This window comes from Xenorhabdus sp. SGI246 (assembly GCF_040838225.1).
GTDB lineage: Bacteria > Pseudomonadota > Gammaproteobacteria > Enterobacterales > Enterobacteriaceae > Xenorhabdus > Xenorhabdus indica.
This window is the reverse complement of record NZ_JBFPEZ010000017.1, coordinates 1-24,672: the sequence shown is the minus strand read 5'-3', so window position 1 is coordinate 24,672 and position 24,672 is coordinate 1. Positions and strand designations below refer to the sequence as shown.

At 50.0% G+C, this 24,672-nt stretch carries 30 protein-coding genes and 1 pseudogene; 5 read left to right on the top strand and 26 right to left on the bottom strand.

The features are described 5' to 3' along the window. Positions 1-111: 111 nt before the first annotated feature. The 5 genes and pseudogenes from ABLA85_RS05140 to ABLA85_RS05120 all read left to right on the top strand — a co-directional run bounded on the left by ABLA85_RS05140 (position 112) and on the right by ABLA85_RS05120 (position 2,696). Positions 112-807: a Rha family transcriptional regulator gene (locus ABLA85_RS05140; RefSeq protein WP_367961957.1), complete on the top strand. Its 696-nt coding sequence runs from the start codon at positions 112-114 to the stop codon at positions 805-807. Continuing rightward, positions 786-950: pseudogene (locus ABLA85_RS05135) on the top strand (phage antirepressor N-terminal domain-containing protein); the annotation flags it as partial. The gene ABLA85_RS05140 and the pseudogene ABLA85_RS05135, both read left to right, overlap by 22 nt. Positions 951-1,253: 303 nt before the next feature. Next, positions 1,254-1,496, top strand: a complete 243-nt coding sequence (locus ABLA85_RS05130) for a DUF1902 domain-containing protein (protein WP_367961955.1) — start codon at positions 1,254-1,256, stop codon at positions 1,494-1,496. Next, a complete protein-coding gene (locus tag ABLA85_RS05125) occupies positions 1,496-1,693 on the top strand; it encodes a type II toxin-antitoxin system HicA family toxin (protein WP_367961953.1) in 198 nt (65 codons plus the stop codon). Before ABLA85_RS05130 ends, ABLA85_RS05125 begins: the two co-directional genes overlap by 1 nt. A gap of 811 nt (positions 1,694-2,504) precedes the next feature. Next, entirely contained in the window at positions 2,505-2,696 is a 192-nt protein-coding gene (locus ABLA85_RS05120; protein ID WP_367961951.1) for a hypothetical protein, read from the top strand. 84 nt (positions 2,697-2,780) lie between these two features. Here the strand turns inward: ABLA85_RS05120 and ABLA85_RS05115 are convergent, their stop codons facing one another. The 26 genes from ABLA85_RS05115 to ABLA85_RS04990 all read right to left on the bottom strand — a co-directional run. Next, the gene (locus tag ABLA85_RS05115) at positions 2,781-3,203 is read right to left on the bottom strand and encodes a tail fiber assembly protein (RefSeq protein WP_367961950.1); all 423 of its coding nucleotides are present in this window, start codon (positions 3,201-3,203) and stop codon (positions 2,781-2,783) included. Positions 3,204-3,205: 2 nt separating this feature from the next. Beyond that, the gene (locus ABLA85_RS05110; RefSeq protein ID WP_367961947.1) at positions 3,206-4,303 is read right to left on the bottom strand and encodes a hypothetical protein; all 1,098 of its coding nucleotides are present in this window, start codon (positions 4,301-4,303) and stop codon (positions 3,206-3,208) included. A 26-nt stretch (positions 4,304-4,329) separates the two neighbouring features. Continuing rightward, positions 4,330-4,950 carry a hypothetical protein gene (locus ABLA85_RS05105; protein WP_367961946.1) on the bottom strand — a complete coding sequence of 207 codons (621 nt, stop codon included), beginning with the start codon at positions 4,948-4,950 and terminating at the stop codon, positions 4,330-4,332. A gap of 1 nt (position 4,951) precedes the next feature. Then, on the bottom strand, positions 4,952-5,311 hold the full coding sequence (locus ABLA85_RS05100; RefSeq protein ID WP_367961944.1) for a hypothetical protein: 360 nt from the start codon (positions 5,309-5,311) through the stop codon (positions 4,952-4,954). Beyond that, positions 5,311-8,601 (bottom strand): phage tail protein, encoded by a 3,291-nt coding sequence (locus ABLA85_RS05095; RefSeq protein WP_367961943.1) that lies wholly within the window; start codon positions 8,599-8,601, stop codon positions 5,311-5,313. Before ABLA85_RS05095 ends, ABLA85_RS05100 begins: the two co-directional genes overlap by 1 nt. 55 nt (positions 8,602-8,656) lie before the next feature. Beyond that, complete coding sequence (locus ABLA85_RS05090; protein WP_367961940.1) at positions 8,657-9,232, bottom strand: tail assembly protein; 576 nt, start codon at positions 9,230-9,232, stop codon at positions 8,657-8,659. Between the two features lie 4 nt (positions 9,233-9,236). Further along, positions 9,237-9,938, bottom strand: a complete 702-nt coding sequence (locus ABLA85_RS05085; RefSeq protein ID WP_367961939.1) for a C40 family peptidase — start codon at positions 9,936-9,938, stop codon at positions 9,237-9,239. A 97-nt stretch (positions 9,939-10,035) separates the two neighbouring features. Then, positions 10,036-10,686 carry a DNA translocase FtsK gene (locus tag ABLA85_RS05080; RefSeq protein WP_367961936.1) on the bottom strand — a complete coding sequence of 217 codons (651 nt, stop codon included), beginning with the start codon at positions 10,684-10,686 and terminating at the stop codon, positions 10,036-10,038. 72 nt (positions 10,687-10,758) lie between these two features. Then, on the bottom strand, positions 10,759-11,496 hold the full coding sequence (locus tag ABLA85_RS05075) for a phage minor tail protein L (RefSeq protein WP_367961934.1): 738 nt from the start codon (positions 11,494-11,496) through the stop codon (positions 10,759-10,761). Between the two features lie 11 nt (positions 11,497-11,507). After that, positions 11,508-11,840, bottom strand: a complete 333-nt coding sequence (locus ABLA85_RS05070; protein WP_367961932.1) for a phage tail protein — start codon at positions 11,838-11,840, stop codon at positions 11,508-11,510. Beyond that, positions 11,837-15,196, bottom strand: a complete 3,360-nt coding sequence (locus ABLA85_RS05065; RefSeq protein WP_367961930.1) for a phage tail tape measure protein — start codon at positions 15,194-15,196, stop codon at positions 11,837-11,839. Before ABLA85_RS05065 ends, ABLA85_RS05070 begins: the two co-directional genes overlap by 4 nt. A 3-nt stretch (positions 15,197-15,199) precedes the next feature. Next, positions 15,200-15,409, bottom strand: coding sequence for a tail assembly chaperone (locus tag ABLA85_RS05060; RefSeq protein ID WP_367961928.1), 210 nt, complete (start codon positions 15,407-15,409; stop codon positions 15,200-15,202). 14 nt (positions 15,410-15,423) lie between these two features. Then, the gene (locus ABLA85_RS05055) at positions 15,424-15,768 is read right to left on the bottom strand and encodes a phage tail protein (protein WP_047680414.1); all 345 of its coding nucleotides are present in this window, start codon (positions 15,766-15,768) and stop codon (positions 15,424-15,426) included. Next, positions 15,765-16,229: a phage tail protein gene (locus tag ABLA85_RS05050; protein ID WP_367961925.1), complete on the bottom strand. Its 465-nt coding sequence runs from the start codon at positions 16,227-16,229 to the stop codon at positions 15,765-15,767. Before ABLA85_RS05050 ends, ABLA85_RS05055 begins: the two co-directional genes overlap by 4 nt. 21 nt (positions 16,230-16,250) lie before the next feature. Beyond that, positions 16,251-16,655, bottom strand: a complete 405-nt coding sequence (locus ABLA85_RS05045) for an HK97-gp10 family putative phage morphogenesis protein (protein ID WP_367961924.1) — start codon at positions 16,653-16,655, stop codon at positions 16,251-16,253. Further along, complete coding sequence (locus tag ABLA85_RS05040; RefSeq protein ID WP_367961922.1) at positions 16,648-17,037, bottom strand: hypothetical protein; 390 nt, start codon at positions 17,035-17,037, stop codon at positions 16,648-16,650. Before ABLA85_RS05040 ends, ABLA85_RS05045 begins: the two co-directional genes overlap by 8 nt. Next, complete coding sequence (locus ABLA85_RS05035) at positions 17,024-17,350, bottom strand: phage head closure protein (RefSeq protein ID WP_367961921.1); 327 nt, start codon at positions 17,348-17,350, stop codon at positions 17,024-17,026. Before ABLA85_RS05035 ends, ABLA85_RS05040 begins: the two co-directional genes overlap by 14 nt. Before the next feature lie 9 nt (positions 17,351-17,359). Next, positions 17,360-17,656 carry a head-tail connector protein gene (locus ABLA85_RS05030; protein ID WP_047680405.1) on the bottom strand — a complete coding sequence of 99 codons (297 nt, stop codon included), beginning with the start codon at positions 17,654-17,656 and terminating at the stop codon, positions 17,360-17,362. A 43-nt stretch (positions 17,657-17,699) separates the two neighbouring features. Continuing rightward, complete coding sequence (locus tag ABLA85_RS05025; protein ID WP_367961919.1) at positions 17,700-18,911, bottom strand: phage major capsid protein; 1,212 nt, start codon at positions 18,909-18,911, stop codon at positions 17,700-17,702. 12 nt (positions 18,912-18,923) lie between these two features. After that, the gene (locus ABLA85_RS05020; protein WP_367961965.1) at positions 18,924-19,574 is read right to left on the bottom strand and encodes an HK97 family phage prohead protease; all 651 of its coding nucleotides are present in this window, start codon (positions 19,572-19,574) and stop codon (positions 18,924-18,926) included. Further along, on the bottom strand, positions 19,552-20,793 hold the full coding sequence (locus ABLA85_RS05015) for a phage portal protein (RefSeq protein ID WP_367961917.1): 1,242 nt from the start codon (positions 20,791-20,793) through the stop codon (positions 19,552-19,554). The genes ABLA85_RS05020 and ABLA85_RS05015 overlap by 23 nt, the downstream gene beginning before the upstream one ends. Next, complete coding sequence (locus ABLA85_RS05010) at positions 20,793-20,969, bottom strand: hypothetical protein (protein ID WP_367961915.1); 177 nt, start codon at positions 20,967-20,969, stop codon at positions 20,793-20,795. The genes ABLA85_RS05015 and ABLA85_RS05010 overlap by 1 nt, the downstream gene beginning before the upstream one ends. 7 nt (positions 20,970-20,976) lie before the next feature. Continuing rightward, complete coding sequence (locus ABLA85_RS05005) at positions 20,977-22,713, bottom strand: terminase large subunit (RefSeq protein ID WP_367961913.1); 1,737 nt, start codon at positions 22,711-22,713, stop codon at positions 20,977-20,979. 1 nt (position 22,714) lies between these two features. Then, a complete protein-coding gene (locus ABLA85_RS05000; RefSeq protein ID WP_367961912.1) occupies positions 22,715-23,176 on the bottom strand; it encodes a phage terminase small subunit P27 family in 462 nt (153 codons plus the stop codon). 188 nt (positions 23,177-23,364) lie between these two features. After that, on the bottom strand, positions 23,365-23,715 hold the full coding sequence (locus ABLA85_RS04995; protein ID WP_367961910.1) for an HNH endonuclease: 351 nt from the start codon (positions 23,713-23,715) through the stop codon (positions 23,365-23,367). A gap of 155 nt (positions 23,716-23,870) precedes the next feature. After that, positions 23,871-24,672: KilA-N domain-containing protein (locus tag ABLA85_RS04990; RefSeq protein WP_367961908.1), on the bottom strand; the 802-nt coding region annotated here is incomplete at its 5' end.

Sequence of the window (24,672 nt, the reverse complement as noted above, 5' to 3'; positions counted from 1 at the left end):
ATTTATCGACGGAACTAAATTCTTTACCGCCGAACCAGCATCATCAACTGCACACTGAGAGACGAGAAAATGATTAAGAAAAACGAATTAACCACCAGCAACCAAACGGCAATGATGAGCAGTCGTGAGATCGCAGAACTGATAGGCAAGAATCACGCAGATGTGTGCCGTGATATTCGCACCATGTTATCTGCCTTATATGGAGGCGAAGACAAGGACTATATCCGTAAAGCAAATCTTCTTTACCTTACAAATCAAGGTGTTAATTGCATTCAATACGATAAATTAAATCCTAACGCATGGGAGTATCACCTTAACCGCCGACACACTGAGGTTCTAATTTCCGGTTATGACGTTGTACGCCGAGCAGCAATTATCGATCGTTGGTTTGATTTGGAGTCCGGCAAGGCTATTCCAGTCGTTCATCAACAACCTGCTGGCTTACCACAGCTATCGAAACTCGAAATCCTCCAGATGGCTATTGAGTCCGAGCAAGGCCGACTGGAAGAAAAAGCCAGAGCCGACAAAGCAGAACGCACCAAATCACAGATTAGCCGCAGGCGCGAGGCTCAAGCGCTCGGCAAACTCGGTGCTGTTACTCGCAAATGTCGAGAACTGGAAGAACGTCTGGGTGAAAGCACAAAGCATTCAACCATTACGAGCGTGCAAAAAGCCACAGAGAAAGAATACAAATACGCCCCACTCCGCAAATGGTGCCGTGAGAACAACATAGAAGCTACAGATGTTCCTGACCCCAGATACGGAAGCGTTAAGTCATGGCCTGCCGAAGCATGGCTGGTTGGTTAGCCACTATCAGTCCTAACAAAGTTAAAGCGTCGATCAGGGATAAAGTGATCCGGTATCAGGAAGAGTGCGATGACGTTCTCTATGAATACTGGACAAAGGGCGAAGTTAAGGCGAAAAGGAAGACAGTATACGAACACCTCGATCTGTCAATTGAGGTTGATAATATCAATGCAGCTGGTAGAAATATGGACAGGTTGATAGACGTTTGGAGCAGACTTAACCCGCATTTATCTGTTCTGAATCCAGATATAGCTTATGCGTTTAATGGTGCAATCGGTAATGTAGGAGGGCCTTTATTCTCTCTTAAGATGGCAATTGAAAGAAAATCCAAGATATTACTGAACCAACACCTGGTCACAGATGGTCAATTTCGGTGATTTTATAATCAACGGGTGCTAAGATTGGAATAAGATAATCATTAACTCAGAACGCGGAGGGATTACAGCATGGGCGTAGTTATAACAAGAATTGAGGCTTTTGTTGTCAATGTTATCCATGATGACATGTGGATTGCTGAGTGTGATGAGCTTGGATTGGTTACAGAAGCCAAAAATTATGATGAGTTGATAGAGAAAGTTTGGGAAATAGCACCTGAGCTTTATGAGATTAACGGTCTGGGCGACCAGTCTGAGGTCATTCGCCTTAAGTTTGTCCAAGAGCAATCATCTGATTCAAGGGTGGTACTCTAATGGGATCGGGGTTATATCCACAACTCAAAGATATTTTACTGGTACATGGCTGTTACTTTGTCAGGCAAGGCAAAGGTAGTCATGAAATATGGCGTAGCGATATAACCAACAAAGCATTCAGCGTGCCATACACTATAGTTTCCAGACATACCGCCAATGCAATTCTACGACAGGCGGGTATTAAAGAGAAAATTTGATAATTGTCACTCTACCCAAGAATAAGCCCCATAACGGGGCTTTTTTTGACCTACGGAATATGACCCCGGTAGTTAATCCTGAGCTAAGCGGAAATTCCCACTTAGGTTATATTTTGACCTAATCCCGAATTCGGGCTTTGCTGTCATTATCCAGCCCTTGCGTCCAATTAACCTATTGAAAATACGTAGATTTATTGCTTCTGTCCAGTATATAAATCAACTATAGGGATTTCCGTTACAGTTGGGTAACCTTTTGATTCTTCCGCTGACCGTCAAATTGACGACCCGAAGCTGACTTATTTTTCCAATTCCCAAAGTGAGGATGAATGGAAGAATCAGTGAGTTGCTTGGGTATGAGAAATTTTTCGTATACCCATCAACTAAAATTTCAGCCATAACCGAGGTCATTACAAAAGTGACCTCGAAAGAATCAATGAGTTGCTGTAAGTGTGACTGAGCAAAATTTTTCGCTGAGTGATCGTTGGTCATTGATTCAGTGACCATTGAGCAAGCCAAAGTGATGGCCTCGGATAAATCAATAGGTTACGCTAAACGGGATTTGAGAGCCCTTTTAACCCATTGATATTAGACAATTCCCTCTCAGAACCGGAATTCCTGCATCATGCGGGAATTCAATAAAATCAATTATTTACGTGGAAATATTTTTAATTAATTGATTTTACATGATTTTATTAAATCACAGATTAAGCTATTTCTGATCAAATTATTAGTGGAGGTGATGTAGTGTGTGATGGGCTACTTTATGTTTCTATGATGCTTTCGATCAACACGTAATTCACAAGGAAATCAAATGGATAACCAAGATAAACACCTTCCCGGTCAACAGATAGAAATGGACATCTTCCCAGTAAAGGAAGTTGAAATTGAAGGCGTGCAAATGGGAGTTCTAAACAATGGAATTCCTTATCTTACAACGACAGGATTATCTGGGTTAAAGCCAGAGAGGGGGCTATACCTGCGGTTAATACAGCCCAGCTATTAACTCAAGTCAAAAAACCAGAATTACCAAATAAGTAATAACCATTTTAAAGCCCTCTTCACGAGGGCTTTTATTTATCACCCACCCTCACTTCGGCGGTTCGGGCCATGCGATATCGGGGGCAGTGGAACAGTCTACCCGGTTGAGCAGGACGCGGTATTTTTTCCAGACGACAAGAGCCGTTTTCTCTTCGTCGGTCGCCATGTCAAGGTCAACGGCGTCCTGCCAGATATCAATTTTTTCTCTTGCCAGACGCAATAAACGCCTTTTTTCGGCTTCCGCTTCTTGCTGTAACTCTTTCGGTGTGGGCGGCGGGATGTCCCCCCATGCGGGTAAACCATCAGAACCCGCTATCCGCACTTTTCCCTGTGGAGGGATATTCCCCGCATATTCAATGAAAACAGCCTCACCCACTTCAATACCATCATCAGGCCATTCTCCCGAATCAAGATAATTTTCTTTTAAGACCACTGGGTAAAACGCGTTCTTTTTAGCACTGTAAAAATACATAATTAATATCCTATTGCAATCCAGTAATACGGCAGATGCCAGGCCTTGTTTGCATAAGCATTCGTCAAAATAAATGATGCGGCGTCTTTGGCTTTGACGTATCCCGAGGCCAACCCACCACTATCGTAATCATTGTCCGCCTGAACAACGACAGAATAATCCGTAGAGGAAAATGAAACGGGAAACTTAATCACCTCTCTTTTCGAAGCACTAATAACAGAAGTGTGTCCCCATTGGTAAATGATGCCGGTATCCCCGCATTTCCACCAACCATTAGCGGCTCTTCGAGCCGTATTCTTCAAGCCATAACTTCCTGCGGGTTGAGCACCCACATCCACCGCACTCAAAGTCACGTCGCCTGTTAGCGATTTCCCGTTAATTGTCCTGTACTCCGGCACTGACCGTTCAGCCCGTCGCACCGCGTCCTCTAGACCAAGATTTTTCACAAACGCCGATTTGTTTTGAATATCTGCTCCATTGGCAGATTTAGCCATCGCATTTTGTGCCTGTTTGACCGTATCCTGCAATCCCAGATTATTGATAAACTCGCCCTTATCCGGGATATCCGCCCCGTTCTGCGCTTTGTCGAGGCGGCGGTTGGCGTTTTGATTTGCGGTGTCGGCCAAGTCATAGGCCGCCTTTACCGCTTTCGGGGTTGCCTGATTACTCACCTCTTGCCCAAGCTGAGCGATTTTTTCACTCATCGCCTGAATGGATTGCAGGGACACAATGCGTCCGTTCGGCAGTGTGATGTCAACCACCCCGCTCTCACTCGACCACTTATCCATGTTCTGGAGGAAATTGATGATGTTGCTGTTAATCGCCACCATATGCCGGACGCCATCGGAAATGGAATCAGGAACGGTCGTCTGAATCTGGTAGGTAGTGTTATTCAGCGTCACCGTGGCTTTATCCGCCAGCACCAGTTCCGTATCGGAGTTCACCGCCTGTATCATATGCAACAAGTTACTGCTGCCGGACTGGATGATGATCACCTGCCCCGGGGCAATGCCGTTGATATTGTCTTTAAACTGCGTGCCCGTACCGCGGACAATAGCCGAGCCGGACACAATAGAAATTGTGCCTTGTGCATAAATCATGGTTTGATTCCTGAAAAAAGAGAGGGTTAACCTTCTATCATGGTTAAATCAACAATAAAGCCTTCCATCAGCGGCGGTGGGCCGCTCCAGGTGCCGGGATCTACACCTGTACTTCGGTCACCCACAAATTCATAGTCGTAGGCAATTTCAATACGTCCATCACTGTATTTTACCCTGAAGGTTTCCAGCCAAACGTTGTATTCCCATTCTTCATCATAAAACGGCGGATTGTTTTCACCGGGAATATAAACAATATTTTTATAATAATTTCTGGACTGCCATTTTATGGGCATGAAGCCATAATGCCGTCCCGGTTCACCCACATGAACAAAAGGCCTGTTTTTATTATTGGGGACATCGACATAAAAATATTTTACAAATGACAGTAATTTCATGGAGGAAGAAAACATCAGTTCGCCTTTCTCGCTATACACCTCCAGCCCGCTGTTGCCCGAAATTGCCAGTTCCGATATCGGGGCAAAAAAATATTTACCTCCGGCCCCATAAACCAGCGCGCAGTTATAGTATTTTTCATCCCAGCCGGCATTACTTTCATTCTCCTGCGCTTTTTTTAAGAAACCCAGTGACGGGGTTTTATCGGATAATTGCACCAGACCGTTGTCGGTATAAAACTCTAATCCCATCATATTAAATCGCCCAAATGGTAACCCGGTTTTGCATTTCAGCCCATCCCCCGGTTTGTCCGCCACCTCTGCCCATATGCTCCCATCGCCAGATGTCATAATCCACGTAATAACTGAACGTGCTGCCGGATACACTGAATTTTGTGAACTCATTACTGATAGCAGAAGCAAGGGTATGACCCCTGCTTCTCATGCGTAAAAAGAAACGGGCCGTCACATTACCCCCTTCACTCAATCCCGGCAAAAACAAGTGCCCCGATTTTTGAAGCGGGATAACGTGAGTCCCTAAAAAACGCGGGATAATATTATTCGTGCTGATAATCACCCGGCCTTTTTCATCGTAAATCTCCAATCCCATCCCCATCACCAAAACCCCATTCTGATACGTAATTTCCCATTATTATCAAAGAGCTGCTTGAGATTATTGGTTTCGACCCAATAACCGGAACTCCCGCGTCCGTAACGCACCTCTTCGCCTGTTTTCATATCCAGTCTGAACCCGGTTTTATTATGAGGGTCGAAATTCACGGATTTAATTTCATCCCCCACAACCAGTTTCTGGATCATCGCTTTATCGATTAACGCTTCCCTGAGAAACACCTGCCCGTCTTTAATCATAAAGACCGATTCCAGCTTGTCATTGCCAGTATTCATCACCATAAACTGGTTGGCACTGACCGCGAAGTGAGTTTCCACCTTGCCGTTCTTCACCTCTGCCCCAATCACCATCCCCGCTTTATAAAAATGGCCGTTATAATTCACCCCGGCCCCGATATCCTTAATGGCATATCCATTGCCGTCGATATCGAAAACTGCCGTCGCTTTCTCGCGGATAATGGCGGACTGATCTTTAAACTGCGCCTGCGTGCGTTGCTCACTTTCCGCCAGGGCTTTGTCCATTTTCGCAATGGCTTTCTGGCTTTCCTGAATACTGGCCTTGACCTCGGTTCTCACTTCATCTTTAACCACCACAAGGTCCGCCTTCACTTCCTTAAAGGATTCGGCCCATGATGCCTTCTCATCAGCGAATACCCGGTCAAGCCGCCTGATTTCAGCTTTGTTCTCCCCATCCTTCACGATTAAGTTACGGGCATTCTCAGAAATGGCCACACTGTTAATTAATTCTGCTTCGGCCTGATAATTCAGTTGCTCTTGTAACTGCTTGCCGGCTTCGGCAGTAAGGAACTGGTCACCCATCGCCTGGGTTATCCAGTTTGTATCGGTAGAGGACGCCCCCCGGATAAAGTTTGTCCACGGGGATTGATTGCCGGATTTATCCACCAGCCGGGCCCGAAAGTAGAAAGCCACCCCCGCCGCCAGTCCCTGCATCGTGTGTGTTTTTTGCGGGTAGGGAATATCCGCCAGTAACATCACCCCTTCGCCATCGTTGGTCGGACTGTATTGAATCTCTGTTTTCAGCGTATCGTCAGTTTGCAGCGCAAAACCCCAGTCTAACTGGATACCAAAGACAATCGGGGTCGCTCTGAATGCCAGTGGCACAGGCGGGTTACCCTCTTTCCCTTTCAGATGCGTTTCGGGTGCGTTCGCCCAAATACTGGAAATTTCCGCCGCATTAATCGCCCTGACTCGCGCCTGATAACGGCCTGCGTAGATGTTCGGCACTTCAAAACCTTGTGTCGACGTGCGCGGCGCTGATATCCAGTTGCCATTATCCCGCCGCCATTCCGCTTCATAGGCAATCGCACTCTCCGCAGCATCCCAGGTGACACGCAGTGTGGTGACAGCAATACCCTGATTGACGACCGAGTAACTGTTAATCGAGACATTTTTCGGGGGTGGCTGCACGCCGGGCGGAATGACCGAAATGGGGCGTTCGTCTATGCGGGTGCCGGTATCGATGTGATCGTACTTGTCCGGGTTATGCTCTACGGCGGTAATTTCAAAGGAAACACCATCCTCCCCTTCTTTAATACCCGTAACCCGGAATAACTGAACCGCCAAATCGGTCGCATCAATGGCCCAGACGCATTCAGTGACCGGCATTTCGGAGTAACCGGTACTGACCGTCACCACTTCGCCATTAACCGCCTGAATGGTACGCCCTTCCGCCTTACCGGAGGGCAGATTGAGAATAAGCCGCTCACCCACTTTAGCCGATGAAGCCCGGTCTAACGTGATATTGCGCCCCTCAGCAGCACTGATACGCCCACCGAGGACACGCCCGGACAGCATTTCATCCGCCACGCCAATGATGTAACCCGGTAAGGGAATTTTGCCATCCAGTCCCACGGTAAAGGTCACCATCCGGTCATATTCGTTAGTGTGTAATACCCATTTACCGCGCCGGATAGCTTCACTCTGACGGATACAACCAATGGCCGTCACATCCGCCTGTCTGACCCCAAAGCGGCGTATCAACCGGTTTTCGAAAACCGGTTCGACGGCGTCCTGATACCCGTTCTGCGGATCGGACCAGCTCACCATCGCTGTAGAATAATGGGTTTTCTCACTGGCACTGGCGTAAGTAAATTTACCGTCCTTCACATTGGCACGGGTATAGAGGTAATCCATATCCCGTGGCATATCCGCCAGTACATTCATATTATTGTTGGCCCAGAATGTCATACCCCGGAAAATGCCGGCAATATCCCGTAAAACAGTCCAGGCATCTTCCTGAGACTGAATATAGACGTTACAGGTAAACCGGGGTTCGGTGCCGCCTTTGCCATCCGGTACGGGATGGTCGCAATACCGGGCGATACGGTACAGGTCCCATTTTGCCAGACGCAAATTTTCCGCTTTAACCCGTGTGCCGATACTGAACCGGTCATTCATCATCAAATCATACAGCACCCACGCGGGGTTATCTGTCCAGGCCCATTTGAACTCACCTTGCCACACCCCGGAATAAGTGCGGCCGTCCGGGTCGTAGTTGTCCGGCACCCGGATCACACGCATTTTCGGTTCACAGGAAATCTGCGGGATATTGCGAAACTGTTTGGCGTCGAACTGGACGAATAACAGGGCGGTTTCGGGGTAACTCAATTTGGCATCAATAATTTCTGTGATGGCTTCCACCGTCATTGCGTCAGCAATCCGGTTACTGTTCTGTTTCGGGGTCAGACGGCGTACCCGTACCTGCCAGCCGGAATGTGCCTGGGGTAAATCCACACGGTGAGATCGTTCATATTTGGTGGTTGTCTTGCCCTCTACCGCTGTGTTCAGGATCTCCCGGTATGCCCCGCCATCCGTTGCCACTTCAATCACATAATTGATGCGATACCCGACTGTATCCCCGTTTTCTTGTTGTGTTTGCAACTGAGGCCACGATAAACGAATACGGACTGCCGATAACTGCGTATTGGTGACCGATCTGACCCATGACTCCACTAACTCCGCCCTCACGGTCAGGTCATTTTCTACGGCGGGCATACCGGGAATATAATCCTGATACGGTGTTCCGGGGCGAAATTCCCACTTCACGCCTTCGAAGTTGGCCTGACCATTCGGGCCAATAATCGGCGTATTGTCCAGAAAGATATTGGTGCCATCCAGCCCGCCTGCAAATTCCCCTTCACCCAGAGCCAGGATAATTTTTGCATAGGACGTGGATTGTAAAGAATCCGGGGATTCAACCGGCGTGCGTGGACTGCGACCGCCGCCTTTACTGCCCTGAATCAGATGATTACCCATAATTCACCTACAAAAAAGCCGCAGGCGCGGCAAGACTCAATAAAAAGGAATGGCGTTATTGCTGATCTTCAGCGTAGATACCTGCTGAGATAATGGCCCCACCGATGCGGCGACGGCCATATCCCACGGGAACGGGATTGCCCTGTGCAATGGAGTTCACCGGGCCACCAAAGGCATAAGAGGGCTTGTTGTCGGGATCTTCCCGTCGTGCCAGTCCGCCCGGCATCGGCGAAAGCATCTGCACCACGCCCCCCAACATCATAGACACACCGGACATCACTAAGGGCACTCCCCACGGGGTGGCCCACATAAACGCGCCCGCGACGACCATCACTGCACCGAGAATGGTCTGAAAAATCCCGGCCTTTTTACTGCCGATAATGATTGGGGCAATGCGGATAGCGTCTCCCCCGGAAAAAGCCAGTTCCTCCCGGCTGATATTGCGTTTGCCGCTGAACACAGCAAAGGTCAGTCCGCGCGCTTTGGCCGTCAGCAAAAACTGTTCAAAGCCGTCAATTAATACCGACAGTGCCCGGATCGCTTCCTGCGGTGATGAGACAGCCAGACGGTGCTCCCGTCCGAACAAAGCACCGAGCACGCCGTATAACCGTATGACTCGCAATGTATTCATTAAATTACTCCTGATATCTGACTATTTTCACCGTCCGTTCCTGCCAGTACCCGCTGTAAGACACGCGGTGACTGAGTTGTCCGTACATATGGTGCAACATGAGTCCGTCACCGAGGTAAATTCCGGCATGGTTAGGTTCACTGGCCTGCACTTGCATCATGATCACATCCCCGGCCTGCAATTCACCGCTGCATTCTGTAAACCCCGCCGAAGCATAGTTCTTCATATACAAGTTTTCGCCCCGGTTCCACCAGCCATCCGTGCGGGCAAAATCCGGGATATCAATGTTGCGTTCCAGCCGATACCAGTCACGCACAATGGAATAACAGTCCCAGATACCATGCACGAACGGGCGGCCAAGTAAAGGCTTTACCCCCTCGGTTGGCATGATGGTACGCATGTCCCCTTCCGGCCATGAAACAATGACCCACGGAATTTGTGACAGGTCACACTGAGCAATGTCTAACTGGCTGGGTTGGGTTGTCGCATCGGGGTGACTATGGGCAATCGCAACAATCGTTCCTGCCTCTTCGGCATTGACATAATCGTCGGGGTGAATACTGAATTGCTCAGTGGGTGACGGGGCGATATTGCGACAGGGAATGTACTGCTGCTTTCGGCCATTCTGAATCACCAGTCCGCAGCATTCATGGGGATATTCGGCTTTGGCGTGATTCAGGACAGATTGAGTGATATGGGGGCGCATGTGGATACCTAAAAATAGAAAACCCGCCAGATAAAGCACCCAATACAAGGGCTTGCTTCAGAAGACGGGTTATTGAATAAATAATGGGTAGGGTAGATTACATATCTAAATTTTCTAAATAATATTTGTCATTATCACGTTCGTAACGCACTACAGCATTGAACTTTGTTCTTATCATTGCACCAAAGCTATTCTGAGCATCAACATACCCAATAAAATTAAATTTACATTCTGCGGGCTTGTTCGATTTAACATCGTAGTAACTGGCAAACTTAGCAGTCGATGGGGCTTTTAAATGAGATGATATAAACTTTTTAGCATAGGTATACGCTACCTTATCATCTGAACAATAATCTGTCTCAAGTGCTGGTGATCGACTGGAGCAAGAAACGAAAACGAACATAACAACAATAAAGCTAATGCTCGCCATAAACCATTCAAAGCCGTCAAATCCTAACACCTTAGAATCATTTTGCTTGGCATTAACTACTCTGGGACTGGGTTCTTTTTTTTCTTGTCTCGTTATTTTCTGTGTTAACGGAGCAATTCTTTTATATCGGGAAGTTTCATTATCACATTCCCATGCAACTATTTCCATTTGCTCCATTTGCTCCAATAACAAAGCTGCTCTATTGTAACCTATACCAAAATACTCTTTTACCTCATTGATAGATGTATATTCCTTGGTTATTACATATTCAACAGCATCATCAAATAAAGGATCAATAGTCTTATCATCAGTTCCCATTGAATGCACCTTCATAATGTCAATACATCAGTAAATATTAACCTTTAGTTCTTTTAATATCCAGAAGTACCATCATCTTCTCAGCAACGCCGAGCCCGGAAATCCGCCGAAAGGCAATTGAGCCGCTTCACCGTATCGGGCCTTGCAGTCACTCATCAAACCCCCGCACGCATCTTTTGCCGGGTCATCAGTCGGGTTACCCTCCTCATCAAAATATCGTGTTCCCGTATAGTTGCAAGGTGATTTGCGGTATAACCCGCGCATACACCACGTACACAGACTGTGGATTTGACGGGCAGGGATTTGTATACCCTGTAAGTCAGCCGGTGACGATAAGGCAAACTGAATGCTTTCGTTATCTTCATGGGTCTTACTGTCGATATAGAAAACATCGATTTTTTCCTGTGTCGGATCGGCCTGCGGGTTGCCTTCTGGAAAGTTTCTCGCATCCAGATAATGCGCAAAGGTCATACGAATAGTGACACGCGCCTGCACCATGTTCTGATAAGCCAGACACAGGGCACTGATAGTACTATCCAGATTGGCCACACTCAGAGTCGGTGACACCGCCCTGCCGTCACTGAGCGTTTCCAGCCCCTTAATTTCAACCGGCCACGGTTTGTATTCCACACCCTGCCACCAGATCGATTTAGCCGTCAGGCTATCCGGGCTTTCCAGTTCCGCTTCGGTATAAGCGACAGGGTGACTGTGAAAATGCAGTTCGGGTCCGCCAAAGGCCGAGCCATCTACCGTATACAATAAGATTTTGCTCCCCGGCTCAAGGCGCTGGAGTGTCGCAGTGATCGTCATGATAAAACCTCTTACGGGTGATAGATGCGGGTAAATGTCACAGAGAGAGTGAAATATGCCCCGCTGGCCTGTATCGTAAATTTTCCGGCTTGATATAATCCCGTCTCAGATAACGGATTGCGCCACTTAAATGAGCGCCATCCCTGGTGCTCGCGTAGAAAAGCCATCACGGGTTCTATTTCAGATAACGCCCCCACAAAGGACAAGGGCCAGCTTTCGCGCTGTGAATTAATGCCATCTCCTGAAGTTTGTTTATATCCGTCACCAAATTGGACAGCGCGCACAACAGGCTCAAATTCCCCAACAGCACCGACCCTCGCGGGAAAATCAAATGTTTTTATCACCTTCTGCCTCCTTTGATAGCCGTGCTTAATTCGCCTCCCTGCGCCAGACTTTTATGCAGCAATAATTTGAATCGCTGATCAACAAACTTCGCAATATCCTGACCCGCAGATTCGAATCCACCGGTTGTTTTCACTTCGTGGCTTCCGTCAGAATTGACGACGATATTGACATGATTGGTTGTCTGATTGCTTGTGCCGCCCATCGCCTGAACACCCAATTTTCCATCTGAACCCCGTTTTAATGGCAAAATCGCTTCCGGTCCTGCCTCCCCCATCAATCCGCCCCCTTTGGCAAATCTAAACAGGGTCGGGCTGCTGACAATCTGTCCACTGTACTGACTCAAGTCTGTGGATTGATAAATGCCGCCTTTCGCATTCAGGATCGGACTTTTCCAGACATCAGGCATTATTGTCGTGCCTGTGCCAATAGGTGATAAGCCGCCGCCTGCTGAGGCCAGAGAACTGGCCCCCATATTCGCCATACTGCCGCCTGAACCGCCAAAGAAGCCAGAAAGTGCCTTCGTTATCAGTGCCTGCATGGCAATACGCATCAGATCCTGGATGATGGACTGCGCCAATGATGCCGATAATTCCTTCATGGATTCAGAAAATGACTTTGTCCCCATCAGCATGCCGGTTAAGGCGTTACCCGTCCGTTGTTCAACCGCATCCAACAGGCTCATTTGCATTTTCTGAAAACTTCCCTGCGCACCATACAGTTCTTTGGCTGCCGAAAGTTGCGCATCTTTAGAACGTGTGCCGGCTGCGGCCACCAATTGCTCATAGCGTTCTTTTTTGATGATGCCATTCTGGTAATAAGCATCGTATAAAGCCGTTTGTTCAGTAAGCTGATTTCTAAGCTGAGCGATGGGGTCAACCTCACCTGCCATATTCAGACGCGGGGCGGCGATCTGTCTGGCCTGCTCCGCCAGTTTATCTTTGACAAAAGTTTGATACAGGGTTTTGCTGGCTGATAAATACGCCTGCTTTGACAGCAATCGTTCAGCATACAGGGCCTTAAGCTCTGCACTGGCTTCTTTTTCCTGACGGATAAGGGCTTTTACCGGGGCATATTTTTCTGTCAGTTCCCTCCGTTGCTTTCGGTAGTTTTCGGCATTGAGGGTGCTTAGCCGCAAAATTTCATTTTGGGAAACTAAACCGGATTTACTGACCTCATTCAGCTTTCGCTGAACTTCTTGTTCACTCAGGATGATGCGTCCTAAACTTGTCGTGTGTGCCCTTTCTATTTCCAGACGTAACTGACGATACTGATTCAGGGTTTGCTTTCCTTTGCTGTCACTTTTATCGCTATCGTCCTTGTCCTTTCCTTCGCCTTTCCAGGGGTTAAAGTCATTTGCAGGGGGTGGAGTGGGTTCTGGAGGCTTAACGTCAAATTTACCTGTTGCTAACGTTGAGCGGATATTCCTATCTCTTGCTGTTTTCCCTTCTAATCCTTTCAGTATGTCTTCTCGTCGACTAAGCAGCTCCTTTCCTTTCTTTTCAACCTCTTTAGGATCTTCAAAAAGAAAACTTAACGTACCTTTTTGACGATTTTTCAATCTATCAATCCTAGTTTGGGAATACCTTTCCAGTTGGCTATCAACCTGTTTTAATTCCTCTTTAAGGTTGTTTATATCATCGTTATTCCTATCAAGCTCCACTTCCAGCTTAATTTTAGAAAGGCGTTGCAGTTCCGCAACCGTCTCAACCGTTTCATCTTTTAACCTCCTTAGCCCCTCCCTCGCCTGGACACTGTGGTTATATAATCCATACAGGGCTGACCCTGCCAAAACCGCCGCACCGGTCCACCCCCCCATTAACGCCAGGGCGCCCCGTGCCATATTTACCGATGTCGAAAGCGCACGATAAGAAAAAGAGAGGCGGCGATTGGCCAGTTCCAGTTGTCGCGTCGCTCTTTCCTTTTGTCTGAACGCCTCTGTTTCCTGCCGGTAGAGCGCCTTTGACTCTTTGGCATAATTGACGAAAAGGCCGTGCTGAGCATTGATCCCTTTCATTCTTTCAATATGTTCACCCTGACGCTGGGTCAATTGAATCGTCGCGTTAGCCTGTTCGATAGTACGCCTTGCGGTTTCTGCTTTCTGTTTGGCCGTATCACGAGCGGCTTTTTCCGTGGCTTTCCACGCACTGACATTTTCGCGTAACCCTGCCGTCATTTTTACTGCCATCACGGGGATCAGGGTGTGCAAGGCAACTCTGGTGACCAAATTAAAGTTTTCTGACAGTGCGTTAATAGCCGTGGTTGCACTCTGAACCCCGGTTCGAAGCGGGCCATCCGCACTTTGACCGGCTTTAATTGCCAGCCCTTCAAACGCACTGTTTAATACGTCCAGATCCGAACTCAGGTTATTCGCCCGTGCGCCCGCCTGCTCATAGGCAACCTGCGTGCCGGTTAATGACTGCCGGAGTTCGTCTAATTTCCCCCGGCCTTTCACTAAGTTAGAAGCAACACTGATACTCGCCCACCCAAACAGTTTGGTCGCCTCTGTGGTAGACAGATTCTTTTTGGCCAGATAGTCCAGTGCGGCAGACAATCCCACCACAGACGGTTTCAGTTTTTTATCCGTTGAAGTCTCTAAGGCCAGGATCATATTTCGGATAGCCGTACCCGCTTCGGCTCCTTTTATTCCCCGTTCGGCCAGAATTTGAATAACCGCATTCAGTTCCTCAAAACTGATCCCGGCCTGTGCGGCCATCGTCCCGCCGTTTTTAATCGCCTGCGCCGTTTCATTGATTTCGGAAGCCCCGTATTTCGCCCCGGCTGCCAGAACATTGATAAACCGGTCGGCCTGCTCCGCACTGGCCCCGAACTGGTTTAATGAGAGTGCCAGTGCTTTTGTCGCTTCCGGTAAATCAATCCCGGAGGCCTGCGCTAACGTCACCGCTTTTTGTGTCGCCAGCGTCAATCCTTCAGTACTTTTCAGCAGTTCCGGTTTGGCGGAAGCCATCAACTTAAACGCTTCGGTAATTCGGACGGCCCCAAATTCCGTGGTACGCCCCAACCGCTGTGCATTAGCATCCAACTGTTTTAATTGCTCTCCCGTGGCCCCGGTAATGGCTGACAAATCGGATAAAGCCTGTCCATACTTACGGGTGGCGATCAGAATCGCCCCCAATGAAAAACCCGTGCCGGACAATACCATCAACTGACCGGAAACGGATTTAATTTGTTTGCCCAGAGACTGATAAGCCGATTCCGCCTTTATCGCGCTTGATTTGGCCTTGCCGGCGAATTTTTCCGATTCCCGCCCGGCGTGGCGGTACGCTTCGGTAATTTGTGACTTAAACGACGTGGCATTGACCAGTAAACCTACGGTGAGTGTGGATAAATTTGCCATAACTTAGCCTAATAATTTCATGACCGCATCGCACTGTGCCTGCACCGTATCACGGGATACCGGTACGGAGGCGGCAGGCGTCTTGGCGGGCTGTTTGTGCTTTTTCAGCCGATAATACGCCTGCCACTCGTTCAGGGTGGATGCAGGCAAAGACAGGATTCGATAGGGATCGATTTCGCCGAGTTGCTCTGCAAGGGTAAAGGCAAAATGCAACAGCGGCGACTGAATTAGTTTTTTTCGGCGTCCTCCAGCGTGCCGATAGCATGGCGTTTCACAATATTGACAGCCGCAATAATCGTGGCATTATCGTGGATCTCCATCAGTTCATCCGCTGTGGGCAAATCAGCCTTGTCGAGGGGTTTTCCTTTGTCATTCACCAGACAATCCAGCACCATCTGGATGTTGAGCCGTGAGGCTTCCCAGGCGTTTTCGTCGTGAAGTTTTTCTACCGCTTCCTCCAGCCCTATCAGTTCAGACGCGGTCATTCGGCGCAAATTGACTTTAGTCCCAAACAGTTCGACTTCCTTCACGTGAGGACGCGGGGTTAATAATGCTGCTTTCAGGCCTTTCATTGGGTGACTCCTGTTTTTGTGGTGGCGATACCCCAGACGAGGTTATTCTGTTTGCCTTTGACGGTGATTTGAATGACTTCACTGGCGGGCGCGTTAATATCGTTCATTTCCCAGCCAGAGAGCGCGAGGATCATGGTTGCCGTGCGCCTGTTCGGCAGGGCAATGTAAAACTGGACGGTTTCACGATGCTGAGCGGCGTTCAGGAACGCGGTAAAATCGGCATTTTCGGGGTCATCAATAAACCCCAGTGACTTTTCGGGTCCCTCCGGCATATCCGAAATAAATTGTTTATTGGTATCAATCAGAGTGGTGCAGTCGATAAAACTGCCCGTGAGTCCTGTTGCGCCCAATGCCTTACAGTTAATTAACTGTTTCATGTTTTCCACGCTGTCGCCGGGTTTGCCGAACTTTACGACCGTGCCCGCGGGCAATACAGCGTATTCAGGTGATGATGTTGTCATGGTGATTTACTCCCGTCAGGGTTATTTACTGTAGACAGACAATGCTGCGCGAATTTCCTGTGCAAGCACGCTTAAAACAGCCGTTTTGTTGTAGTCCAGCGCCGGACGGATAAACGGGCGCGGCACTTGCTTGATGGTGCCCATTTCCTGCGCCAGTGCTTTCATACGATGGGGCTGAGTGGGGCCAACAATAATCATGACCCCGCCTGGATACTTCTTCGATTTTGTGGTGCGGATTTTGATATTGTCCCGCATATGGGGACCCTCACTTTTCTTGTCATACCCGGCATGGGCGATCATATCTTCCTGCACAATTTGCATCGCTTCTTTGCCCGCGGCTCTTAATATCCGGGTCTGCAATTCGGTGTCCAGCGCTTGTAATCGACGTCCCAATGCCTCCAGACCGGAAAGGTCAGTACTAATCATCGGTATCCTCCGCAAAGAAGATAATAAAGTCACGCGTGATACGGTAACGCTTGCGGTTTTCCGTCAACTCTTCCGACGCCTGATACAAGGGGCCGCGTGAAACGGTCTGTACGGCAGTACGCCCAATCAGTCCATGCTGTACCGATTCCCAGGCAGAACGAATAACGCGCTCCAGTTTCAGCGCCCGGGTATAGTCATGCAAAATGAGGCTGATTTGAAAACGGGCTTCAATGAGTCGTGTCGGGGCCAGTCCGGTATTGAATTTCGGGTCACTGATCCGCTGATAGGTTACCCCCTCTAATACACTGGACGGCAATATCAGTGGGTAAACAGGCAAGTGGGTTAACCGCTCTAAATCAGTTTTGATGTCAGACTCTATCATGACGGACATCCGCTTCTGTGGTAATAAGGGTACGGTCGGCACGGTTGCGATCTACCGCACGAACCGTAAACAGCCGCCCCTGATGTTCAATTAGCCAATGGGGCTCAATGTCCTTTCTTGGCCTCACGGTAAATTGCTGCATTTCAATGACCTGTTGCTGATCGGCGGTGCGAATTTTGCGGTTAGACATCGCCTCGGCTTTGGCCCAGACCGTGGTAACATATTCGGAGGTGATGGTTTCTGACCCCAGTTCATCCCGTGTGATAACAGGGCGAAAGAGTTTGATACGTTTGTTGATTTCATTCACCAACATCCTGTCCTCCTATACGGGTTTTATCCGGTAATCGTCCAGCAAGTCCCGGAAGCCCGGTGGCAACCGTTTCGGATCGCGGGTTTCATACCAGAACCCGACCGCCAGCATCAGGGCCAGTTTTATCAATGGGGAAAGAACCAGCCCCTCCGGGTCTGATTCAGGCACAGCCTCTTCGTAAAAATTGCGGTTCAGGTAATTAATGGCCTTTTCTCTGGCAGCTTCAAGATAAGCCTGCAACAAGGCATCTTCCTCATCAGAATCAAGCCGGCACTGTAACCGCAGTTCCTCAATCGTCGGTAATTGCATCAGGGTCTCCTGATAACAGGGCGGCACGCAGGCCGCCAGGGGATTAAGCCTTGCCCTCTGCCATTTTCAGCAGTTTCACCGCGTTGCTGTCCACCAGCATTGAGCCAACGCGCTTGGTGGTATAGAACTGCACAAACGGTTTACGGGTATACGGATCGCGCAACATGCGCACACCGAGGCGGTCCAGAATGGTGTAGCAGCGTTTGAAGTTGCCGAAAGCGACAGGTATCGCCCCGGCGCCCAAATCCGCAAACTGCTCATTCTCGGCAATCCCGTAGCCGAGCAAGGCGGAAGGCTGGCCCAACTGCAAGCCCGGCTGCCACAGGTAGTTGCCCTGACTGTCTTTCAGGGTACGCACCTTAAACAACAGGTTGTTGTTCATCATGAATTTCGCACCGGTACGGTACGGTTTGCGCAGGGTGTAGATCAGTTGCAGGATGTCGTCCGCCGTGACCTCGGCCGTTTTTTTCAGCAGCAGGTGCTGCAGGGTGCCCCACTCGCGATCTTTGTCCGCCTTGTCATCTGAGCCAAAAGCCAGTAACCCTTTGGGTTTCTTGGTGCCGTCACCGTGGGTAAACGCCGCCTCTTCCTTCTCCGCAAATTCCTGTGTCAGTTCCGATGAGATAAAGGCTTCCACATCGAAAAAGGCATCATCCAGCATACGCTGAGTGGCGGCCGGGTTGCCGTAAATTTCTCCCCAGACAGGCTCAATGACGCCGAGCTGGGAAGTCGCGGTTTCCTCGCGCTTGTCGGTTTCCCCCACCCAGCCGCTGGTTGTCCCGCCCCGGTTGACCAGCTTCTTATAGTCCGGGCTCCCCAGTGCGATCACCGCGCATTCCTGACGCATCACCACCTGGTCTTTCAGCGCGTTGATAATGTTGCGGTCCAGTTCTTCCGGGACTGCATGACCGCCATCGGGATCTGTGGTGGTCTGCATGGCCTTTTGTTCCAGTTCGGCCAGCCCGTCTTCCTTGCCCTTGCGGATAAACTGAATAAACGCGGTCTTGTGTTCACTCACGGCCGGACTGTGATTGCCCCCTGCCGGGCGTTTCAGTCCCGCCAGCTCTTCTTCAAGGGCCGTTTTCAGCGTATCCAGCTCGCTGAGTTTGCCGTTCAGGGTGTCCACCTGTTCCGCCAGTTTGCCTTTCTGGGCCTCAATCGCCTCAATGCGCTGATCGTTCTTCTGTCTGAACTCATCAAAACGCTGCTGGATTTCCTGCGCGACCTGTTGTACGTCTTTCACTTCAATAGGCATAAAAAACTCCGGTTAATTAAAATGTAATGATTTCAGTGCATTCAATGCAGACACGGTTTCCGCGTCACGCGGCGACAGTGCCCTGTAGCCTTCAGCCATAAACGCCTTAGCCTGAGAGCGAGAGAGTCCAACGTCGCGCAGGACCCGTTCAATACTTTTCGGGGCTGGAATTTCGCCCCGGGCAAAAGCGGATTTGACTTCGCTGACCCGGGCTTCATCGTTGGACGGAAAGGTGACCAGACTCACTTCCCATAAATCGAGCTCTTTCAGTAAAAAAGCCTCGCGGACCCGGTCATATTCCCAGTCTTTCAGCAGATAACCGATAGACAATCCCGACAGGGAGCCGGCTTTCATATGCGCGTGGGCGCGTTTTGCCAGCGGATCAGCCTCAATCAGCAACCGCCCTTTGAGATACAGCCCGGTCTCGTCTTCTTTCATCTCGGTATAAATCCCGATGGGTTCATCCATCCGGTGCTGCCAGAGCAATGCGGGCAGGCGGCCCTTTTCATTCCATTGCCTTAAGGTGTTCGCAAAGGCACCGGGTAACACAATGTCGTCATGGCTGTCTTTCACCCCGAACACCGAACCGTAGCCCTCGAACTCGCCGGAGTCGCTGACCGATTTGATTTTCAGGGGCACGTCAAGCCGTTGTTTCGTTATCACCGGCATGCGGTTTATCCTCCGTTTGGGGTTTCCGGGTGGTATTTTCCGGTTTGGTTGTCATGTTCATGGGCGTCAGGTAAATATCGCCCCCTTCTCGCGGGTTGAGTTCTTCCAGCTCCCGGCATTCATTGGGTGAGTAGATCCCCCAGTTAATCCCCGTGGCGTAGGCCTCGAAACGGGATTTCATGTCACCGCGTAAGAGTGCGCCCGTATTGAATTTGGCGTAAAACTGCCCTTGCTTGTTGCTTCTGACTAACCCGGCATTAATCCGCTGTTCAATGCGGGTGAGATAGGGAACAAGAGAATAATTGATAAAACCGATCCCCAGATTTTCGATATTGTTATAGGTGGCCTGGTCGGTGTTCTGCACCATATGCAGCGGCACCCGGAAGATGCGGCAGATTTCTTCCAACTGGAATTTACGGGTTTCCAGAAACTGCGCATCTTCGGCGGACAGGCTGATTTGATGCCATTTCAGCCCCATTTCTAAAATCATCGGCTTATGGGCGTTAACCAGCCCCTGATGGCGCGCTTCAAAATCCGTCTTCAGACGTTGATAGGCCTCGTCTTTCAATGCCTGATCGGTTTGCAGTACACCACTGGTGACGGCCCCGTTACTGAATAACCGTGAACCGTGCTCTTCGGTCGCCAGTCCTAACCCTATCGCCTGCCGTGCATAGGCAATCGGACTTAACCCGGTCAGGCCGTCCAGGGTGAAGATACGGACATGCCAGAGTTCATCCTGTGTCAGCGCCCGGCTTTCTCCGTTCGGGAACGTCACCTGATATTCCGGCTGCCAGTCACTGTTCAGTTTGGCGACCACGCAGCCCGGATCCAGCGGCAATAACTCCACCACTTCGCCGAGGGCCTTGACCTTGTAGGCGTAGAAATTACCCCGCAGGCACAGGCAGGCAATCAGCAGCTCCCAAAATTCCTGCGGCGTCATGTAATTGTTAGGCTTCACTGACAGCAACTTATGCAGCCGTTCTTCCACCGCACGTTGGTTACCCCGGTCCAGTTGCTTATACAGCGAACAGGGCAGCATACCGACCGATTCCGCCAGCACCCGCACACAACTGAACACGGCGGTTAACTGCATCGCTAACTGCGGACTGACCCGCCGTCCGCTGTAGGTGTCATAGGACAGGCCGATCAGCTCACTTAAATCACGGGAGGTCATCGCATCGGCGGATTTGCGAAACAATCCGGGAAAAAACATCAGGCCTCCTTACCGGGTTTCTGGCTCAACATGCGTGAGACCAGATACGACCAGCCGAGACACAGACTGCCGGACACAATAAACCCCGCCGCGGGTAACAGCAGCCACGCACCGTAAGACAGCAAGCCGCCGCCTGCCAGCCCGACCAGCAGGGCAGCAATGATTAATATTTTCATGAAAACCTCAGAGTGAACGCAGGCCCCGGCTCATCAGTACATCAGACAGGCTTTCTTGTTGCTCACCGCCATTGACCAGTAATCGGCTCAGGGCAGTAAACAGGGCAAAAGGACCGTCTATCTTGGCCTCGGGCGTGGATTTGTTGGGGAAGATATTGTCGTTTTTGTCCGGCTTGACGGTGACATTACTCATCATCCAGTTCATCACCGGGTGGGCGTTATGGTGGAATTTACCGCTGTAGACCATCGCCTCCAGTGATTTCATGGCTTCCGACAGGTTGCGTACCGTCTGGGCGACTTCAACCAAAGGCAGGCCCTCTTCGGCCAGTGCCAGACTGAACTGAGTCGCACTCCACGGGTCAAAGCCGATTTCTTTCAGGTTCTCACCGCTGATCCAGTGCAGTAATTCTTCTTTTATCTGTCCATGATCCACCACTTCGCCATCGGTCAGGATGAGTACGTCCATCTCAGCCCACTTGCGGTACAGTTCCGCCATCTGCCGGGAGCAACGCTCAATACGCCCTTCCGGCAACCAGAACTTAAAGTCAGCGTGCGCATGCCCGTTATTGCCCTGCCACACTTTCACGGCTGCACAGATATCAATCTTGTTCGCCAAATCCACCCCGACCCACATCGGGTAGGTTTTCAGTTCATGCGGTGGTGCCAGAGGGGCGCAGTCATCCCATTTAAGCATGTCCATCCAGGCAGATTCCGCCGTCACCCACAGGTTCATATGTTTAGTGAAGAAGTTATGCCGGGCAGACACTTGTTCTTTGGCTTTTTTTGCCAGCCGTCTTAAGTCATCCCATCGCTTGCAAATCCCCAGACCGGGATTGGCTTTCTGCCACACGGTTTCATCAAACGGGTCATCGTCTTTGTCCAGCGTGTAAATCAGGGCAAAAAAGGTGTCATCCGGGACCTGTCCGCGCAATACCTTAACGGCATAGTCGCGCAGCTCGTAACAAATCCCTTCCTTGTTAAAGCCGGCTGTGGTGATACCAAACAGCAGGGACTGTAACCGGGCACCCGTAGCCGTTTCCAGTACGTCCCAGACATCGCGGGTCTTGTGCGCATGCAGCTCATCGACAATGCCACAGTGAATATTCAGCCCATCCAGGTTATTGGCATCACTGGACAGCGGCTCAAACTTGGACGCTGACTGTTCCTGATAAATCGCCAGCTTGTTAAACTCAAACAGCCGCCCTAATACGGGTCTGGCCTGCTTGATCATGTTCTTCGCATCCTCAAACACGATACGGGCCTGATCGCGGGTGGTGGCAGCAGAATACACCTCGGCCCCGCCTTCACTGTCCGCCCCGGTCATGTACAGCCCGATACCCGATGACAGCGTCGATTTGGCGTTTTTACGCGCGACCTCGTTATAGGCCGTACGGAAACGGCGCACCATCACCGGCCGACCGCTGTCGTCATTGCGCAGCACCACTTCCCCGGTGGCTTCATTCACCAGCGGACGCACAAAGCCAAACAGGTTAATCAGAATGAAAATATGCCAGTCCATCAGTTCAATGGGCCTGCCTGTCAGTGCCCCTTTGACATGCGGCACGAATTTGTAAAAGTTCAGGATATGCTGAGCGCGGGGTTCGCTAAAATAAATGCCGCGGGATTCGCCGGTTTTCAGGTCATCGAGGAAACGTTGACAGGCGAGGGTGACCAGTTCACCGGTGACAATCTCGCCCGCCACCACCCGTTCAGCGTAGCGGATGCCATCGGTGACTTTTGCCATGTCAGTCTCTCATTTGTAAAAATTCAGTCAAAGGATCGGCTTTGTCTTCCCCGGCCATGTTGACCTTAGCCCGGCTGGAGGGCGACATACCGAACGCACTCAGCATGGTGTGAATGCGTTTCCACGCATCGGCTTTCATGCCTGCTGCCGGGTGCGCTTTAATTAATCCCCGATCGGTTCGGTAGGTGTAACCTTCTCTCTCCAGTGTGTCACAGTGCGTTCGGTATTCAACGTAGGCTTCAATCAGCAATTCCAGAGCTTTGGCATCAAGGCGGGTCAGGACACCGGCTTTATCCAATTCCCCGGCGATCCGCTCGTGCCAATACCGGCCCATTTTCCCGAAATGTTTAGGGACAGCGGGGACCCCTTTTTCTGGCATCGGTTCATTAGCGTTAATCGGGCGTTTTGATGGGTTACCCCTCACCAAACGCAGGTGAGTCGGGGTTGGCGGTCGTCCTGCCATGTGATATCTCCTGTAAAATGGTGCAGTTGGGGCACCCCAAAAAAAGGTTGGCATTTCGCGGCGATCTGAAAAGAGGCAAGGCGGCGGTCCTTAAGGGTAAGAGTGGCAGGAATTTGACCCGCCCCCCCTTGTGTAACTATCTCATCTGACAGGGTTATATCTTGAAATTAAAGAGGGGTATCTCTGCCTCAATGCAGTCTCTCCGTGGCTGTCTTACGTTTATGGCAAGACCAGCACAATAATTGCAAATTTGATAGTTCATCGGTGCCGCCGTGTGCCTTTGGCTTAATATGGTCAACCGTTGTCCCTGTGATAGCTCTTCCCTCACGTAAGCATTGCTGACACAGGTGCCTGTCACGTTGCTTGACTCTGGCGCGTAACTTATCCCATGGGCTGCCGTAGCCGCGTGCGTGCCGGCTCTTGCCCTGTTGGTGGTACTGCCAGCCTGTATGAATATGAGCAGTACAGTAGCCGCTGCGATCGGTGGTGGTCTTCGGGCAGCCTGGCTTGCGGCAAGCCCGGGGGATACGGGGTGGCATAGTCTCACCTCATTTAGCATAATCAACTGCGATGGTTGATATAACCCCGGCAATTTTTGCACGGTGGTTATATAAAATGCTGAAAAAACATTCAGAAAGTCACTTATCGTCCAATATCTCATTATCGGACTTGGGCTACATAGCGATCACCACTCTTAATGTCTGACCGCTGAATAACTGAATTCCCGCTCTACCGGCAGGATTAAGCAACCTTGCTCACCCGGTTTACCAAATGACTGAACGCAGCGTGCTTCGAAGTCTTTGTAGTCCATGCAGCTATTCGCCAGTATAGTGACCGCTTTTAGTTGCTCTGCGACCAGCTCCCGTACTTCCGGTTTGAGGTATTGGTGAATCTTATCCTTGCTGTCTTTGGCAGCTTCTTTTGCCTCAGCGTAAACCGAATCAGGCAGCACAACCTGATACACCCATTTGGATGTGATCATGCCGAATAATGATGGCGTACCACCGACATGACCGTGATAGGGCAACCCTGACATGCGACTGAGTGCCTGATAGAAAGGTTCCTGAAAGCGCTTTTCCCATGTGGTGGGTTTATCCAGAAGAAAGATGGCATTGATACGCTGGTCAGTGAATACCGGTTGGTTACCCCGGATTAAGGTGTCTATTTGCTCATCACACCAGATTTCAAAATCTACTGATAGCCACCGAGCAAAACGAATAGCTAATTTGGGATGTAACCACGTGCCACCATTAATGCCCGCTCTTGTTTTTACCAAGCCTGTTTTCTTTGCAAGTCGAAGCATTTTAACCTTTGCCTCTGCTTTCCTGCTTTCTAACTGATTGATTTCTTTTAATTCCCTCTCAGGAACGGAATTAGAAAACAACTTCTTACTTAAAGCACACAGATATTCCAGAGTTTCAAGCTGAGTTATCCAAGCATGTGGCTCTTTCTTAAACTTAGCTGCCACATCTGTAGCATTGATCCATCCCTCTTCA

Bases quoted from the DNA above. Each gene is read 5' to 3' on its own strand.
- ABLA85_RS05140 (WP_367961957.1), top strand. From the start codon at position 112: ATGATGAGCAGTCGTGAGATCGCAGAACTGATAGGCAAGAATCACGCA.
- ABLA85_RS05130 (WP_367961955.1), top strand. From the start codon at position 1,254: ATGGGCGTAGTTATAACAAGAATTGAGGCTTTTGTTGTCAATGTTATC.
- ABLA85_RS05125 (WP_367961953.1), top strand. From the start codon at position 1,496: ATGGGATCGGGGTTATATCCACAACTCAAAGATATTTTACTGGTACAT.
- ABLA85_RS05120 (WP_367961951.1), top strand. From the start codon at position 2,505: ATGGATAACCAAGATAAACACCTTCCCGGTCAACAGATAGAAATGGAC.
- ABLA85_RS05115 (WP_367961950.1), bottom strand. From the start codon at position 3,203: ATGTATTTTTACAGTGCTAAAAAGAACGCGTTTTACCCAGTGGTCTTA.
- ABLA85_RS05110 (WP_367961947.1), bottom strand. From the start codon at position 4,303: ATGATTTATGCACAAGGCACAATTTCTATTGTGTCCGGCTCGGCTATT.
- ABLA85_RS05105 (WP_367961946.1), bottom strand. From the start codon at position 4,950: ATGATGGGATTAGAGTTTTATACCGACAACGGTCTGGTGCAATTATCC.
- ABLA85_RS05100 (WP_367961944.1), bottom strand. From the start codon at position 5,311: ATGGGGATGGGATTGGAGATTTACGATGAAAAAGGCCGGGTGATTATC.
- ABLA85_RS05095 (WP_367961943.1), bottom strand. From the start codon at position 8,601: ATGGGTAATCATCTGATTCAGGGCAGTAAAGGCGGCGGTCGCAGTCCA.
- ABLA85_RS05090 (WP_367961940.1), bottom strand. From the start codon at position 9,232: ATGAATACATTGCGAGTCATACGGTTATACGGCGTGCTCGGTGCTTTG.
- ABLA85_RS05085 (WP_367961939.1), bottom strand. From the start codon at position 9,938: ATGCGCCCCCATATCACTCAATCTGTCCTGAATCACGCCAAAGCCGAA.
- ABLA85_RS05080 (WP_367961936.1), bottom strand. From the start codon at position 10,686: ATGGGAACTGATGATAAGACTATTGATCCTTTATTTGATGATGCTGTT.
- ABLA85_RS05075 (WP_367961934.1), bottom strand. From the start codon at position 11,496: ATGACGATCACTGCGACACTCCAGCGCCTTGAGCCGGGGAGCAAAATC.
- ABLA85_RS05065 (WP_367961930.1), bottom strand. From the start codon at position 15,196: ATGGCAAATTTATCCACACTCACCGTAGGTTTACTGGTCAATGCCACG.
- ABLA85_RS05055 (WP_047680414.1), bottom strand. From the start codon at position 15,768: ATGAAAGGCCTGAAAGCAGCATTATTAACCCCGCGTCCTCACGTGAAG.
- ABLA85_RS05050 (WP_367961925.1), bottom strand. From the start codon at position 16,229: ATGACAACATCATCACCTGAATACGCTGTATTGCCCGCGGGCACGGTC.
- ABLA85_RS05045 (WP_367961924.1), bottom strand. From the start codon at position 16,655: ATGATTAGTACTGACCTTTCCGGTCTGGAGGCATTGGGACGTCGATTA.
- ABLA85_RS05040 (WP_367961922.1), bottom strand. From the start codon at position 17,037: ATGATAGAGTCTGACATCAAAACTGATTTAGAGCGGTTAACCCACTTG.
- ABLA85_RS05035 (WP_367961921.1), bottom strand. From the start codon at position 17,350: ATGTTGGTGAATGAAATCAACAAACGTATCAAACTCTTTCGCCCTGTT.
- ABLA85_RS05030 (WP_047680405.1), bottom strand. From the start codon at position 17,656: ATGCAATTACCGACGATTGAGGAACTGCGGTTACAGTGCCGGCTTGAT.
- ABLA85_RS05025 (WP_367961919.1), bottom strand. From the start codon at position 18,911: ATGCCTATTGAAGTGAAAGACGTACAACAGGTCGCGCAGGAAATCCAG.
- ABLA85_RS05015 (WP_367961917.1), bottom strand. From the start codon at position 20,793: ATGTTTTTTCCCGGATTGTTTCGCAAATCCGCCGATGCGATGACCTCC.
- ABLA85_RS05010 (WP_367961915.1), bottom strand. From the start codon at position 20,969: ATGAAAATATTAATCATTGCTGCCCTGCTGGTCGGGCTGGCAGGCGGC.
- ABLA85_RS05005 (WP_367961913.1), bottom strand. From the start codon at position 22,713: ATGGCAAAAGTCACCGATGGCATCCGCTACGCTGAACGGGTGGTGGCG.
- ABLA85_RS05000 (WP_367961912.1), bottom strand. From the start codon at position 23,176: ATGGCAGGACGACCGCCAACCCCGACTCACCTGCGTTTGGTGAGGGGT.
- ABLA85_RS04995 (WP_367961910.1), bottom strand. From the start codon at position 23,715: ATGCCACCCCGTATCCCCCGGGCTTGCCGCAAGCCAGGCTGCCCGAAG.